This is a genomic window from Novosphingobium sp. BL-S-21 (assembly GCF_055521655.1).
The window spans coordinates 630959-645749 of record NZ_JBVFVP010000003.1 but is presented as its reverse complement, the minus strand read 5'-3'; the positions used below and the strand labels follow the sequence as shown (position 1 = coordinate 645749).

At 64.0% G+C, this 14791-nt stretch carries 13 protein-coding genes; 6 read left to right on the top strand and 7 right to left on the bottom strand.

The genetic code is table 11. The features are described from left to right. Positions 1 to 27: 27 nt before the first annotated feature. Both ACZ1J6_RS25295 and ACZ1J6_RS25290 read right to left on the bottom strand, forming a co-directional pair. On the bottom strand, positions 28 to 885 hold the full coding sequence (locus ACZ1J6_RS25295; RefSeq protein ID WP_465128464.1) for an alpha/beta fold hydrolase: 858 nt from the start codon (positions 883 to 885) through the stop codon (positions 28 to 30). A gap of 109 nt (positions 886 to 994) precedes the next feature. Beyond that, positions 995 to 1672, bottom strand: a complete 678-nt coding sequence (locus ACZ1J6_RS25290; RefSeq protein WP_465128463.1) for a hypothetical protein — start codon at positions 1670 to 1672, stop codon at positions 995 to 997. Between the two features lie 169 nt (positions 1673 to 1841). Between ACZ1J6_RS25290 and ACZ1J6_RS25285 the strand changes: the two genes are divergently transcribed. The 5 genes from ACZ1J6_RS25285 to ACZ1J6_RS25265 all read left to right on the top strand — a co-directional run bounded on the left by ACZ1J6_RS25285 (position 1842) and on the right by ACZ1J6_RS25265 (position 7699). Then, a complete protein-coding gene (locus tag ACZ1J6_RS25285; RefSeq protein WP_465128462.1) occupies positions 1842 to 2348 on the top strand; it encodes a VOC family protein in 507 nt (168 codons plus the stop codon). Between the two features lie 152 nt (positions 2349 to 2500). Further along, complete coding sequence (locus tag ACZ1J6_RS25280; protein WP_465128461.1) at positions 2501 to 3967, top strand: flavin monoamine oxidase family protein; 1467 nt, start codon at positions 2501 to 2503, stop codon at positions 3965 to 3967. A gap of 140 nt (positions 3968 to 4107) precedes the next feature. After that, positions 4108 to 5031 (top strand): polysaccharide deacetylase family protein, encoded by a 924-nt coding sequence (locus ACZ1J6_RS25275; protein ID WP_465128460.1) that lies wholly within the window; start codon positions 4108 to 4110, stop codon positions 5029 to 5031. 2 nt (positions 5032 to 5033) lie between these two features. Next, positions 5034 to 6200 (top strand): FAD-dependent oxidoreductase, encoded by a 1167-nt coding sequence (locus ACZ1J6_RS25270; protein WP_465128459.1) that lies wholly within the window; start codon positions 5034 to 5036, stop codon positions 6198 to 6200. After that, a complete protein-coding gene (locus ACZ1J6_RS25265; RefSeq protein WP_465128458.1) occupies positions 6197 to 7699 on the top strand; it encodes an aldehyde dehydrogenase family protein in 1503 nt (500 codons plus the stop codon). Before ACZ1J6_RS25270 ends, ACZ1J6_RS25265 begins: the two co-directional genes overlap by 4 nt. Before the next feature lie 82 nt (positions 7700 to 7781). On the opposite strand, the gene ACZ1J6_RS25260 is transcribed toward ACZ1J6_RS25265, so the two are convergent. Further along, entirely contained in the window at positions 7782 to 8495 is a 714-nt protein-coding gene (locus ACZ1J6_RS25260; RefSeq protein ID WP_465128457.1) for an IclR family transcriptional regulator, read from the bottom strand. On the opposite strand from ACZ1J6_RS25260, the gene ACZ1J6_RS25255 reads away from it, so the two are divergent. After that, positions 8479 to 8730 (top strand): hypothetical protein, encoded by a 252-nt coding sequence (locus ACZ1J6_RS25255; protein WP_465128456.1) that lies wholly within the window; start codon positions 8479 to 8481, stop codon positions 8728 to 8730. The two genes, ACZ1J6_RS25260 and ACZ1J6_RS25255, sit on opposite strands and share 17 nt — an antisense overlap. Positions 8731 to 8798: 68 nt before the next feature. Here the strand turns inward: ACZ1J6_RS25255 and ACZ1J6_RS25250 are convergent, their stop codons facing one another. Genes ACZ1J6_RS25250 through ACZ1J6_RS25235 form a run of 4 tightly spaced genes read right to left on the bottom strand, consistent with a single transcriptional unit; the run spans position 8799 to position 14767 of the window. After that, positions 8799 to 9917 carry an alcohol dehydrogenase catalytic domain-containing protein gene (locus ACZ1J6_RS25250; protein WP_465128455.1) on the bottom strand — a complete coding sequence of 373 codons (1119 nt, stop codon included), beginning with the start codon at positions 9915 to 9917 and terminating at the stop codon, positions 8799 to 8801. A gap of 3 nt (positions 9918 to 9920) precedes the next feature. Next, positions 9921 to 10793, bottom strand: coding sequence for an isocitrate lyase/PEP mutase family protein (locus ACZ1J6_RS25245; protein WP_465128454.1), 873 nt, complete (start codon positions 10791 to 10793; stop codon positions 9921 to 9923). A gap of 22 nt (positions 10794 to 10815) precedes the next feature. After that, on the bottom strand, positions 10816 to 12705 hold the full coding sequence (locus ACZ1J6_RS25240) for a hydantoinase B/oxoprolinase family protein (protein ID WP_465128453.1): 1890 nt from the start codon (positions 12703 to 12705) through the stop codon (positions 10816 to 10818). A gap of 13 nt (positions 12706 to 12718) precedes the next feature. After that, entirely contained in the window at positions 12719 to 14767 is a 2049-nt protein-coding gene (locus ACZ1J6_RS25235; protein ID WP_465128452.1) for a hydantoinase/oxoprolinase family protein, read from the bottom strand. Positions 14768 to 14791 lie beyond the last annotated feature (24 nt).

The window sequence follows — 14791 nt, the reverse complement described above, 5'->3', positions numbered from 1 at the left end:
AACAGCGCGGGTTCGGGCGTCCGTAAATCAGGCCGGACTATCCGCCAGGAGACCATTTCCCAGCGAGGCGAGGAACGCCGCCACTGCCTCGGCCCAGACTTCCGGTTGCTCATCGACAATATCCACTCCGCTGCCTTCGAGGGCCGCGTAAGCAAAGTCCGGGCGAAGGGCATGGGCGGCAGGCGCGTGGTCGTGGATCACATCGCCGGTATTCGTGAGGATCAGCGCGGGCTGGGTGACTAGCGGCAGTCGCGCGGCCTGATCGTATGTGAAAGCCGCGTGGTGGCCCCACCAATAGGCACCCCGGCCAGCCAGCGCCTGTACCGCATAGTCGGTGAGGCGCTCCGGTGGGATCGCGCCTTTTGCCATCCAGTCGCGCACCTTGAAGATATGGACGATATGGCGCGCTTCCGGTTCGGCATGGAAAGCCTTCTCGCTTTTGTGGAGGCCTTCCATGAATTCACGCAGGCCGGCCTCGTCGACCAGCAAAGGACCGTTGATGACGAGGGCGCTGACACGCGAGGGAAACAGCACGGCGGCTTCGGTCGCGGCGAGCGCGCCGGTGTGGTGGCCCAGGATCGCCGCCTTCTCCAGTCCCAGAGCATCGAGCACGGCCGGCACCACTTGCGCATAGTCGGCGATAGTGGGGGTGTCCGGTGTCGGATCGGAACCGCCGAAGCCGGGCATGTCGACGCCGATGGCGCGCAAGCCCCGCCGGGCGAGCGGTTCGTAGACGTAATCGAACTGCGAGGACGTCATCGGTGCCTGGTGGAGCAGCAGTAGCGGTATGCCTTCGCCGAAGCTCTGAAAATGCACCTGCCCAAACGGCCCGTCGGCATAGCCGCGCCGGGTCACGGGCTTGGGGGGGAACTGGCAGGGGGTCATGGGTCGTCACCTCTTGGGGGCAGGGCGTGTCTTGCGTCATGTGCCTGCCAAAGGCCAGCGAGATCCTTGCCGCATTGCCGGGCTTTGTCCGCCTGCCGGTGACCTGCGGTCAGGTATCCTGGGAAAGCTCAACGAGTTCGTAGCGGGCGCCCACCATGTCCCAGCTCAGCTGGACAAAAAGCGCCTGCGGGCCGCAGACCCAGAGGTTCGCGGGCGGCCAGTCGGGATGCCAGCGCAAGGCATAACGATCCGCGTCGAACGTGCCGGCCGGGACGGTCACGTTCTCTCGGCCGAGCCAGGCCGCGTCGATCGTCACAGGCATGGCGTGAAGCCCCTGATCGCCATTGGGCGAGATCGAATTGGTCACGCCCTGCACCGGCAGGAATTCGCCGTGGCGCGAGGCCCCCCGGCACGGCGCGACGAGGGCGTCGCCCACTAGCGGGTGAAGGCCGAGATAGGACGCCGGGCCGTTAGAGGGCCACGTCTGGGAGAGGCGCCCAAGCGCATTGGTGCGCGCTTCGCAGTGGACGGCCGTGTCATCGCAAAGGAACAGGGCAGTCCCGGTTACCGTGCCATGGGTGGTGACCCGGCAGAAGGCGTCCAGCGGTCGCAAGCCACTGTCGAGGAAATAAGTGACGTCGCGGGTGAGGCCGACGTCGTCCATTTCGCAGTACGCCCGCAGGGTCACCGCATCGGTGCCGGCATGCGCGATACGCTCGAACCATTCGCGTCCTGTCTCCACGCCTTCGCGCAAGTAGGAGATCCGGCCCTTTATCCGGCGAACCATCGAAAACTCCTCGTTCAACCTGGAACGTGTTCTGCGCAGCAGGATATGCCGGACTCAAGCCATGAGTGAGCCTGCTCTCCACCTGTCGGCCATGCGCGTTGCCCAGGCTGTGTCGGCGAACTTGTCCGCGTCAGACCGGGAGGAGCCAGCAAAAGAGGATTTTTCGGTTATGCAGGATCATCCCGGTTCCGCCCTCATCCGGGCAACCTTGTTCGTCCGTGATCTTGACCGCGCGACCCGGTTCTACCGTGCGATCGGCCTGACGGAGACCTATTTCGAGGGACGGCTCGATCATCCTTCGGCGATGGCAATCCTTGGCTTCGACGATCCGCGCCCTTTCGACATTCGCATCGTCAAGCGTCCGGGACCGAACTTCGGGATGATCGGCCTGTTCCAACTCGCGGACGGTATCGCGGCCGAAGAAGTGCCGCTTGCGAGCGGTCCGGCGCGAATCGGCGAGGTGGCACTGGTATTCTACGTCGCCAACATTGCCGCGACAGTGAGCGAACTGCGGCACCTGGGCGCGATCTGGGCGCCGGAGCCGAGTCTTTTCACGATGGAACACCGCGCGCAGCTTGAAGTCTGCATTCGCGATTGTGACGGGGTCTTCGTCAATCTTGTCGAGACCGACCCGGCCGAGCAGGAACGCACCGGTCCCGAACTGCCTCCACGTTGAGCGTTTTCGGACAGGACTATCCGCCTGATGGGCATCCCTGCCGATCCGTCGCGAAGGCTCGTGGCCGTCTGTATCGATGAAGCGTTCGCCGATCCGGCCGATTCCGGCTTCTTGCCCTGGGACCGGCCGATGACGAAGAGGAGCAGGCACGCATGGTGATCGACAGGCGCAAGTTCACGCTGGGTGCGGCGGTGTTCGGTTTGGGAGCGATGGCATCCGGCCTGCCGCTGGGGGCCGCCGCGAAGCCGGCGAGCGGGAAGGTCGGTGCGGCACGGGCCGGTGAACCAGACGTGCTGATCCTGGGCGCCGGCATTTCCGGGCTCCAGGCGGCGTGGCTGCTGGAGGAACAGGGCCTCAAGGTGACCGTCATCGAAGGCCGCAATCGCGTCGGCGGGCGGATCATGACGCTGTTGGATCAGCCCGGCTATCCCGAGATGGGCTTCAATTCGATGGGCGAGGGCTACGGCCGAGGTCTCGATATCGCAACGCGCGCGGGTGTCGCCATGCAGGAAGTGGGCGCGCGCTATCGGATCGGCCCGCCGAGCCTGCTCTTTATCGGCGATACCGCGCTCACCCGTGAGGAATGGGCGAAGTTTCCCGGTAATCCTTTCCCCGAGGCTTTGAAGTCGGTGCTTCCCAGCGAACTGGTGCCGATGCTGGTCGCACAGAAAACCCGGCTGGCGGACTGGAACTCGTGGCATGACCCGGTCAATGCGAAGCTCGACATTTCGCTCCACGAGTTTCTGCGTCAGCAGGGACTGTCGGATCAAGCGATCCACCTCGCTTACGATATCGCGCCCTATTACGGCATGAACGCCTACGACGTCTCGGCGCTGCTCAGCGAGTACAACGACGGTTTCGTAAAGGCCCAGATCGCTGCGGGGCCGAAGTCATTTGCGGTCAAGGGCGGCAACCTGCTGATGCCGATGGCACTGGCCAAGCAGATGAAAGGCGACCTGTTGCTCGGCCGCGAGATCGTGGCGATCCGGCAGGACAGCGGCAAGGTGACCGTCCACTGCGCCGATGGTTCTGCGTTCTCGGCGCCCAAGGTGATCTGCTCGCTGCCGTTCTCGGCCCTGCGCAACGTAACCGTCGAGCCCGGCCTGTCAGGCATTCAAGCGCAGGCGGTGGCGCAGCTTGGCTATCAGCCTATCTCGATGGTCTTTGTTACGGCGGAAAGCCCGTTCTGGGAACAGGACGGGCTCTCACCGGGCATGTGGACCGATGGTGTGCTTGGCAACGTCATCCCCCAGCGTTACGGCGAAGATTCACAGCAAGTCACTGGCTTCATCGTCCAGGCGCGCGCCAACCTTGCCAATTATTGGGACCGCATGGGCGCCGAGGCTGTCAAAGCGATGGTAGTCGCCCGGATCGAGACACTGAGGCCCGCCGCAAAGGGAAAGCTCGCTGCGCATTCGTATTTCAGCTGGTCGCAGGAAAAGTTCAACATAGGCGATTTTTCCTACATCGCGCCGGGGCAGGTCGGCTGGATGGACCAGATGGCAAAACCGGCCGGCAACCTGTTCTTCTGCGGGGAACACACGGCGACCGGCGCGCGCGGCCTGGAAGGGGCCTTGGAATCGTCCGAGCGTGTCGCTCTTGAAGTCCTTGGTATGTGAATGCCATGAAGTGCCGTCCCTGGTTTAACCGAACCCGACATGTGATTGATCGCAAGTCGGAGATTCGCGGCGCGGGGGTGGGGATGGATGCCTGGACTATGGTTCGGGTCCTGTAACAAGTCGCAAGCGAGAATTGCCCCATGGAATATGATTACGTTCCCCTCCCGCAGCGCCAGCCTCTCAAGTGGCCGAACGGCGCGAGGGTCGCTCTGATCCTGACATTCAACCTGGAAACCTGGGATCTCACCAAGGATACCGACAAGCCCTATTACGCAGGCGGCCCTGCGATCCTGCCTGACGTTCTGCCAGGCAATACGCCGGATTTCCCGAACTTCACCTGGCGTGAATACGGCCAACGCGTCGGCATCTGGCGCCTGTTCGACCTGTTCGACGAATTGGGCGTACCGGCAAGCTGCACGACCAATGCCGTGACTTTCGAGCGACGCAAGGCGATGACCGATGCCGTGCTCGAACGCGGCTGGGAACTGCTGACCCACAACTGGGAGCAGGGTGAACTGCTGACCAACTTCGCGCATCACCCCGAAAAGGAGCGCGACATCGTCCTGCGCAGCCTTGAACAGTTCGAGAAGTACACCGGGCGCAAGTCGAAGGGCTGGCTTTCCTCGAGCCTGCGCGGCACGATGCAGACTGCCGACATTCTCGCCGAGCAAGGCTGCACGTTCTACTGCGACATCATGAACGACGACCAGCCGTTCCTGCTGCGCACGCCTAACGGCCCTATCGTCTCGGTCCCCTATTCGAACGAGATCAACGACTTCACCTTCATCACCCGCAAGAACTTCACCACCGACCAGTTCCGCGATGCGCTGATCGAAGAACTCGACGTGCTCTATGCCGAGGGGGCCAAGACCGGGCGGATCATGAACGTGGGCCTGCACCCGCACGTCTCGGGGCGCGCCCATAGGGTGCGCGCACTGCGCGAGTTCATCGAGCACGCCAAGTCGCTCCCGGACGTCTGGTGGGCCACCCGCGAGGAGATTGCCGAGTGGTATCTCCAGAACCATGAGAGCCACATTCCCGGCCAGCTCGAGCCCAAAGGCTGATCGTGGTGCGCCGGGAAACCACTAGGCCCGAGACGATCGTCGTTGTGGGCGGCGGAATAGCGGGCATGACCGCGGCCGCCGCGCTCGCGCAGGAGGGCTTCAAGGTCACCCTGCTCGAAAGCGCGCGCGAATTCGGCGAGATCGGGGCGGGCGTTACGCTTTCCCCGAATGCCATGAAAGGCCTCGATTTCATTGGCGTTTGCGAGGAAGCCGCGAGCGCCGGCGTGGAGCCCAGCCGCCAGCGCATTCAGCATTGGCAGGACGGGCGCACCATCGTCGCAAAGGACCGCTCGGACCAGCGTGACAAGTACGGCGCGCCTTACGTGACGATCCACCGCGCCGACCTACATGAGGTGCTCCTCGGTGCCGCGCGGCGCGCCGGCGTGGACTTGCGCACCAGAGCGGGCGTGGTTTCCAGCGAGGGCAACACCGTGACGCTGGTCGATGGTTCCACGGTCACGGGCGACCTCATCGTCGGCGCCGACGGTGTGAAATCGGTGATCCGCGAGCGGTTCGAGACCACGCCGCCGCACTTCACCGGCCACATCGCCTGGCGCTGCCTGGTGCCGGTGACGCCGGAATTACAGGACCTTTCCGACTTTCCCGGCATTGTCATCGGGCCCGGCGCGATGATCACGCGCTACAACATCCGCGGTTCGACAGCGATGAACCTGGTGTTTTTCTTGCGTCAGGACGGCTGGAACGAGGAGGGCTGGACCACGCCCGCCGATCCCGAGGAAGTCCGCAAGGCCTATGAAGGGTGGTGCGACGATGCCCAGAAGCTCATCGCGGCTGCATGCGAGCAGCCGATGTACAAGTGGGCGATCAATGCCCGCACCGCGCTGCCCGGCTGGATCATCGACGACAACGTGACCCTGATCGGCGACGCCGCCCATGCGATGACTCCGTTTCTTGGCCACGGTGCGGCCTGCGGCATCGAGGACGGCATCGTTCTCGCCCGCGCGCTGGCGGCGTCGGAGAGCATCGGCGAGGGCCTGAAGCGTTACGAAGCCGCGCGCCATGAACGCGCGACTTTCATCCAGTCCGAAAGCAATGCCAACGCCGACCGGATGCAGGGCCAGAACACCGACTTCTTCGGCCTCGAAGGTACCAAGGACGAGGAATCGCTTGGTCTGTTCAACTACGATTGCAGGACGGTTCCGGTATGAGCGCACTTCGTTTCGATGGTCATGCCATTGCGCCCGAGACCGAGGCTTTCCTTGCTGCCACCCACCAGCTTCTGATCGGCGGCGAATGGGTAGAGGGCAGCGGAGAATTGGTCAGCCGCGACCCGGCGACGGGCCTCGAACTCACCCGCGTCCAGACTGGCGGCGCGGCGGAAGTCGACATTGCGGTGGCCGCGGCGCGCCGTGCCTTCGAAGGGCCGTGGGGTCGCATGACGGTGGCCGAGCGTACAGCGCTCATGCACCGTTTGGCACGGATCATGGAGCAGAATGCCACGCTGCTTACCCAACTCGACATTCTCGACAACGGGATGCCGGGCTTCATCGCCGGGTTGACCACGTCGAACTGCGTCGAGATGGTCGACTACTATGCCGGCGCGATCATGCGGATCGAGGGCACCACCACGGCCCCCCCACGGCACATTGCCGCCGAGACTGAGGCGCTGACCTATACCTTACGCGAGCCGGTGGGCGTGGTCGGCCAGATCGTGCCGTGGAACGTGCCGCTCTCGACCGCAATCCTCAAGCTCGCGCCGGCGCTGGCGGCGGGATGCACGGTCGTGGTCAAGCCTTCGGAAGAAACACCGCTTTCGGTGCTGGCGCTGGGGCAGATGGTGCTCGACGCCGGCTTCCCGGCAGGCGTGGTGAATATCGTCAATGGTCTGGGCAGCGATGCCGGGGCGGCGATCGCAGCACATCCGGGGATCGACAAGGTGTCCTTTACCGGCTCGACGGCGACCGGTCGCCGGATCGTCTCGGCAGCGCTGGGCAATCTCAAGAAAGTAAGCCTGGAACTGGGCGGCAAGAGCCCCGTCCTGATCATGCCGGACGCGGACCTTACGCTGGCGGTGCCGGGCACGGCAATGGCCACGTTTTTCCTTCAGGGCCAGAACTGCATGGCCGGCACCCGGATATTCGCCCATGCCGATGTGCATGACGAACTGGTGGCGGGGCTCAAGGCTTTCGCGGAATCGATGACACTCGGTCACGGGCTCGATCCCGCGACCATGCAGGGTCCGATGATTTCGGATGCTCATACCGCCAAGGTCATGAGTTATATCGAAGGCGCCGAAGCGGCCGGGGCAAACCTGGTGACGGGGGGCGAGAGGCTGGACCGTCCGGGCAACTTCGTGCGCCCGACGATCTATACCGATTGCCGGCCCGAGATGGCGCTGGTGAAGGAGGAGATCTTTGGTCCGGTCATGGCGGTGATGAAAGTCGAGACGAGCGATCTCGACGAACTGGCAGCCATGGCCAACGATACGCCTTACGGCCTTTCGGGTTCGGTCTGGACGAGGGATATCTCGACGGCGCATCGGCTGGTCCGGCGTATCCGCTCGGGCCATGTCTCGATCAACTGCCACGGCGCGGTGGGGACGAACATTCCCTTCGGCGGCTATGGCCAGTCGGGGTGGGGGCGCGAGTTCGGAAAGGAAGGACTAGACGGCTACCTCGAGACCAAGGCGGTTACCGCCCGGCTCTGAAACTGGCTTATGTTCGTGGTGGGTACGACCTTTAACAGGAGGTCCGCCGGACCTCCCGTTTTATGTTCAGGCCTCGGTCTTTTCAGGCATGTCCCATTGGCACGGGGTTCGACAGATCGTGGCTGATCGCCGCAGCGGTGCCCTTGAGATCGTCGAGATAGAGTTCGAGTGCCTGCGACAGACGCATGGCGGCCACGAAGAACACCATGGTCATCGCCGCTTCGAAATGCCCGTTGCGGAAGATCGGCACCGAGACCGAGGAAGTCTTGCCCGGCGTCAGGTTGAAGTGATTGCGGCCCTGAACGGCGTAGCCTTCGGCGCGGATGCGGTCGACGTCCAGGCTGACTTCGGCAGTGGCGAGGTAGTTGAGATCGATGTCCTGGGAAACGCGCATGAAACGCAGGATCATCTCGCGCTCGTCATCGGGTGCATAGGCCATCGACACTTTGCCTGAGGCGCTGTCGAGGATCGGCAGAGTGAATCCGGGATAATAGTGCTCGAAGGTCAGCGACGAGTTGGAGTGGGTGGAGTCTCGTAGCATCATCTCGCGGCCGACGCGGATGGCGATGGAGACCGGCCAACCGACCCGCTTGGTCAGGCCAACGATGTGCGGCCGGGCGAGCCGGACGAGCTCGTCGTCATGCTGGAATCCCGTTGCCAGTGTCTGGACCATCGCAGTCGCGCGGTAGCGCTTGCGCGCGGGTTCCTGTTCGATCAGCCCTTCGTATAGCAGAGTTTGAACGATGCGGCACGCGGTCGGATAAGGCACTTCGGAAGCCTTGGCGATTTCCATCATGGAGAGCGAGCCATGCCGGTTGATCGCCTTAAGCGCTGCGATGGACCGCGTGATAGAGCGAATTGGAACCCCTTTTTCCATTGTCAGACCCCGTCCGTTTTTGTGTTATCGGAAGAGTGACAAGAGAATGACGCTTGCTCGAAATAATCAAGGTTATATCCGCCTGTCGGATATTTTTGCCGACAGGCGGGAGTCGCGAGCGATCAAAGTTTTCACCTCGCGCCATTTCTTTTGATCGTTGTGCGAAAAATCTGCCGCTGATGCTGCTGCCTTGTTGGCTAACGGCGAATCAGTGTCCGGCCGTCACCACCCTGGCACGATGACCTGGCGGATCGCTTCGCCGGACGCGAGCTTGTCCATGGCCTCGTTGATCTCCTCGAGCGGGCCTACCGAGGTCAGAAGTTTTTCCACCGGCAAGCGTCCCGCGCGCCAGAGCTTGATATAGCGGGGAATGTCGCGGGCGGGGATGGAGGAGCCCAGGTAGCTGCCCATCAGTGTCTTGCCGTCCGCCACCAGTGAAAGCGCATTTATCGCAAGGTCTTCGGAAGGGTTGGGAAGGCCTACCGTCACGACCCTCCCGCCGCGCCGGGCTGACCGATAAGCATGGGCGAGCACGGCCGCCTTGCCCACCGTTTCCACCACGACGTCGCTGCCCATGGCCGCCTCGTCCTCGCCGGGTGGCGAGGCTGTTGCGGCGCCAAGTTCCAGCGCCAGTGCCCGCTTTGCGGGGGAGGGGTCGACAGCATGGACCGGCTGCGCGCCGGCCGCCAGGGCACCGAGCAGGGCCGAAAGGCCGACGCCGCCAAGGCCGATGACGGTCACGCTCTCGCCCGGCTGAACTTTTGCCGTGTTCATCACCGCGCCTACACCGGTCAGAACGGCGCAGCCGAACAGGGCGGCGGTCTCGGAAGGGATGTCGGCGTCGACCTTTACCAGCGAGCGCCGGTCAACGACGGCCTGCGTCGCGAAGGCGGAGACACCGAGATGGTGGTGCACCGTCCCTGCTTCGCAGGAGAGCCGGCTGCCGCCGCGTATCAATTCGCCCTTGCCGTTGGCGGCGGCGCCTTTCGCGCAGAGATAGCCCTCGCCCGAAAGGCATTGCACGCATTGTCCACAGCTCGGCAGGAACACGAGCACCACACGGTCCCCCACCGCGAGGTCCGGCTCGTCTGGATCGCCGAGTGCCAGGACGGTTGCCGCCGCTTCGTGCCCCAGTGCCATCGGCATCGGCCGGGGCCGATCGCCGTTGATGACCGAGAGGTCCGAGTGGCATATCCCGGCCGCGTCGATCCGCACCAGGACTTCGCCCGGCAGCGGATCGTCGAGATCGAGCGGGCGGATCGCCAGCGGCTCGTTCTCGGCATAGGGGCGAGGATGGTCCCCGGAGCGGGAAAGGACGGCGGCGGCGATCCGGCGCTTCATCGCTTATTGCACCTGAGAGGGAGCAGGCGCCCACTGCTTTTCGAAATCCCAGACTTCGTCGAAGCCGATCAGCGAGCAGAACTCCTTGAAGTTGAAGATGCCCTCAGGCTCACCGATGCCATGGTCCTTTAAGTCGCGCAGGCACTTCTCGATGGCTGTGGCGGCAACGAGGCTAGTGAGCGAGGGGTAGATGGCATAGGCATAGCCGATCTCTTCCAGCACCGGAGCGAGCGGTATCGGGGTCGATCCGCCGTTCGCCATATTGGCCATCAACGGCTTGTCGAAGGCCGCACAGGCCCTGGCCATCTCCTCTTCGCTTTCCAGTGCTTCGGGGAAGAGGACGTGCGCGCCAGCCTTGTCGTAGGCCTCGAGGCGGCGCATCACGCTGTCGAGTCCTTCGCTCTGGCGCGCATCAGTGCGGGCGATGACGAGGAAGTCCTCGCTCTCGCGGGCGGCGACCGCCACCTTGATCTTCTCGACCATGTCCTCGACCGGGATCACCCGGCGGAACGGCGTGTGACCGCACTTTTTGGGAAATTCCTGGTCTTCAAGCTGGATTGCGGTGACGCCGGCGGCCTCATAGCCCTTCACGGTGTGATGGACGTTGAGCAGCCCGCCGTAGCCGGTATCGCCATCGGCAATGACCGCTGCATCGCTGGTGCGCACCAGCGTTTCCATGCGGTTCTTCATTTCGGTATAGGTGGTGATGCCGGCGTCCGGCAGGCCCCAGGCCGAGGCAGTAAGCCAGTAGCCGGTGCCGTAGACAAGGTCGAAGCCGACCTTGTTGGCGATCACCGCGGTGATCATGTCCTGGATGCCGGGTATGACGAAGAACTTGCCGCTCTCCAGCTTCTGGCGGAAAATCGGATTGGCCATGTGGTTCTCTCCTGCGTTCTGTTTATTCGGCGGCTTCGGCGAGCGCTTCGGCGGGCATATGCGCCCATTGCGGCGGGGTGGGCGCGGGCAGGCCGGTTTCGGCAAGGCAGTTGGCGCGCAGTGTCTCGATGTCGGGGCCGAAGTTGAACACGCCAATTTCTCCGCGGGCCTTGCGCATTTCGGCGCGCATGGCCTGTGTGGCGGCTTCGTCGACTGCCCCGTCTACCAGCACCACGCCGTAGTCCTTCGCGCCTTGCACGGTGACGAGGCCCTGCTTCAGTTCCTTGGCCAGCAGTGCAGGATCGCGGTCGAGCGGATCGCCCCAGCCGCCGCCGCCCCAAGTGATGAACTGAAGCTCGTCACCCGCCTCGACCGGATAGTCTTCCAGCTTGTTGCCGACCACGATCTGCGTGCCGTCCGCCTTGGTGAGAATCTTGCGCGCCCGCTTGCCTGGAAGGCCGCCGTTGACGCCCCAGGGCGGCACGAACCAGCGGTCGTCATGGATGGCGATCACGCCCGCTTCGAGGAAGCGGTAGACCATGTTGATGCCGTTGCCGCCGCGATGCAGTCCGGCGCCGCCCGAATCCGCTACCGTTTCGTACTTGACGATCTCCAGCGGGAAATAGCGTTCCAGGAACTCGTTAGGGACGTTGGTGAAGCCGGGGAAGAGCGAATGTCCGTCCGGTCCATCGCCGAGCGGGCGGCCGGGGATGCCGCCAAAGCCAATCTGGAAGAGCTGGAACCACTTACCGGCTTTGTCATGGCCGGCATAGAACAGGTGCGGGCTCGACGAGAAGCCGGCGGCGTTCAGGAACTCCGGTGTCTTCTGGCCGAGCAGGCCGCCCAGGATGTCGAACAGACGGCCCAGCACGTGGGTGCGGCCCGAAAGCGCGGCCGGGAACTTCGGCTTGAGCAGCGAGCCTTCCGGGATGCGCACGTCGATCAGGTCGTAATACCCGTCATTGAAGAGGATCTGGGGATCGAAGATCATGATCATGTAGATGCCGAAGAACATGCGCATCATGTTCTCGTTCAGCAGCATGTTGATCGAGGCTTTGGACTGCGGATCGGTGCCGTCGAAATCGAGCACGACGCGGCCGTTTTCGCGCCACATGGTGCACTTGATTCGGTACGGGCCATAGCCCATGCCATCGTCGCAGATGTAGTCCTCGAACGTGACCTTTTCCTCGCCGATGGAGGTTTCGATCAGGTGCTTCATCGCGCGGTGGTTGCGTTCGAGAAGCATGTCGGTGGCAGAGACGAACACATCGTCGCCGAAACGCTCGACCATCTCCACCACGCGGTGTGCAGCAACGCGGCACGAGGCGATCAGGGCGTTGAGGTCCGCCTTGCACCAGTCCGGCGTGCGGGACTGATGCATGACGAGCTTGATCAGGTCCTCGTTGTACTCACCGCGCTTCCAGATCTTGACGGGCGGGATGCGTACGCCTTCCTGGAAGATTTCGGTGGCGTGGATCGGCATCGAGCCGGGGACCATGCCGCCGATGTCGCTCTGGTGACCGAACATCGAGGTATAGGCGATCAGACGTCCGTCCTTGAACACCGGCAGCAGCACCAGCCAGTCGTTGGAATGGCTGATGGCGCCGCCCACCGAATAGGGGTCTGACAGGAAGATCAGGTCGCCGTCCTCGACGGTGCCGTCGAAGCCTTCGAGGAACGGGCCGATATAGCTGCCGAACTGCCCGACGATCATGCGGCCCTGGTGGTCGGCGATCAGCGGGAAGGCGTCTCCCTGTTCGCGGATGCCCGGCGACATGGCGGTGCGCACGAGCGTAGCGTCCATCTCGATGCGGGCATTGCGCAGGGCGTTCTCGATGATGTCGAGCGTTACCGGATCGACGGGTACAGTCTGGAACGGGGCCTCGATGGCCTGGATGATACGTGCGGACATGTTGGTTTCCCCCTCAGGCGAGGTTGATGAGGATGTTGCCGGCGTGATCGACGGTGCCGACGCAGTCGGCCTCGATCAGCGTGGTCGAGTCCATCTCGGTGACCACGGCGGGTCCGGGGATCACGTCTCCGGCGCGCAGTTTCGCGCGGTCGTAGATGACGGCGGCCTGCATTTCGGTACCGGTCCACAATTCGTGGTCGCGGATCTTGGCGCGGATCGGATCGCCGTCGCCTTGCTCCAGCGGCGGCGAGGGCAGTTCGAGCGCCGGGCCCATGGCAACGGCGCGCAAGTTCACCAGTTCATGGGCGCTATCCATGTTGAAAGTGAATAGGCGCAAGTGCTCGGCATCGAAACGGGCCGTGACGCCGGCAAGACCGTCGACCTTGAGCGTTTCCGGGTCGATCGAGAGCGGCACTTCGAAGGCCTGGCCTTCATAGCGCACGTCGAGTTCGAACTGGCTGGTGATGTCCGCATCGGCGATGCCTTCGGCGGCGAGTTCCGCGCGGGTCTGGGCAGCCATTTCGTCCAGCAGGGCAAGCACATCGCCCTCACTGGTGTCCGCCACGCGCTGCGAGAACGAACGCGCCGTCTCGGTGCGCATGCGGGTGGTGGCGTCCCCGAGTGCGCAGAGCACGCCCGGCGAAACCGGCGAGACCGCAGGCCACGATCCCATGAGTCGCGCGACCGCGTTGACGTGGAGCGGCCCGGCGCCGCCGAAACCCATCACCGCGAAATCGCGCGGATCGTAGCCCTGCTGCACTGAAATCATGCGCAGCGCGCCGAACATGTTCTCGTTGACGATGTCAATGATGCCACGCGCGGCTTCCATCAGGCCGATGCCGAGCGCGTCGGCAATGGTCTGGACCGCCGCCTTGGCGCCTTCGCGGTCGAGCTTGAAGGTGCCGCCGAGGAGGTTCTCCGGCAGGTAGCCGAGCACGACATTGGCGTCGGTGACGGTGGGCAGAGTGCCGCCCTTGCCGTAAGCGACGGGGCCCGGCACGGCGCCTGCCGACTGCGGGCCGACGCGCAGGGCCTTGGTCAGTTCGGGCACGTAGGCGATCGAACCGCCGCCCGCGCCGACCGTCTTCACGTCCAGCGCCGAGGCGCGGACCGAGAGGTGGCCGACTTCGGTGGTGCGCTGGCGGCGAGCTTCGAGATTCTCGATCAGCGCAACGTCCGTGGATGTGCCACCGACGTCTAGCGTCAGGATGTTCTTGATGCCGGCATTGCGACCGACCCAGATCGCCCCGGTCACACCGCCGGCCGGACCCGACATCAGCAGCGAGACGGGGTGTTCTTCCGACTTTTCGGAACTCATGAGCCCCCCATCGGAGCGCAGCAGTGAGAGCGAACCCGCCATGCCGGCGCCGCGCAGGGAAGCGCGCAAGTTGCGGACGTACTTGCCCACGACCGGGCGTACCGCCGCATTGGCGACCGTGGTGAGGGTGCGTTCGTATTCCTGCATTTCGGGCAGGACCAGATGGCTGAGGGAGATCGGCACTTCAGGCATGATCTCTGCGGCAAGCTCGGCCACGCGGAGTTCGTGGCCGCCGTTGAGATAGGCGTTGATGAGCGCGACGGTCAGCGCCTCGACACCCGCGTCCTTGAGTGCTTCGAGTGCGGCGCGGATCTCGCCCTCGTCGATGGCGGCGGTTTCCTCGCCGCGGGCGTTCATGCGGCCCTTGATCTCGAACGTGTCTTCCAGCGCGGCCAGCGGCTCGGGCTTGGGCCAGACGATCCAGCCGGCCAGGCCGCCGGGAACGAAGGAACGCGCGATCTGCATGACCTGCCGGTAACCGTCGGTGGTGATGAGGCCGACGCGCGCGCCTTTGCCTTCGAGCACGGCATTGGTGGCGACCGTGGTGCCGTGGAGGAAGAACTCGACGTCGGACGGTGCGATGCCACCCTTCTCGCAGACTGCGGTGACCCCGTTGAGGATGCCTTCGGAACTGTCATGCGGGGTCGAGGGCGTCTTGTGACGCCAGAACTCGCCGTTGTCCTGGTTGAAAAGAAGCAGATCGGTGAACGTCCCTCCGACGTCCACACCCAGGCGATAGGTCATGCTGTCCCCGATCGTTGGTGCGCG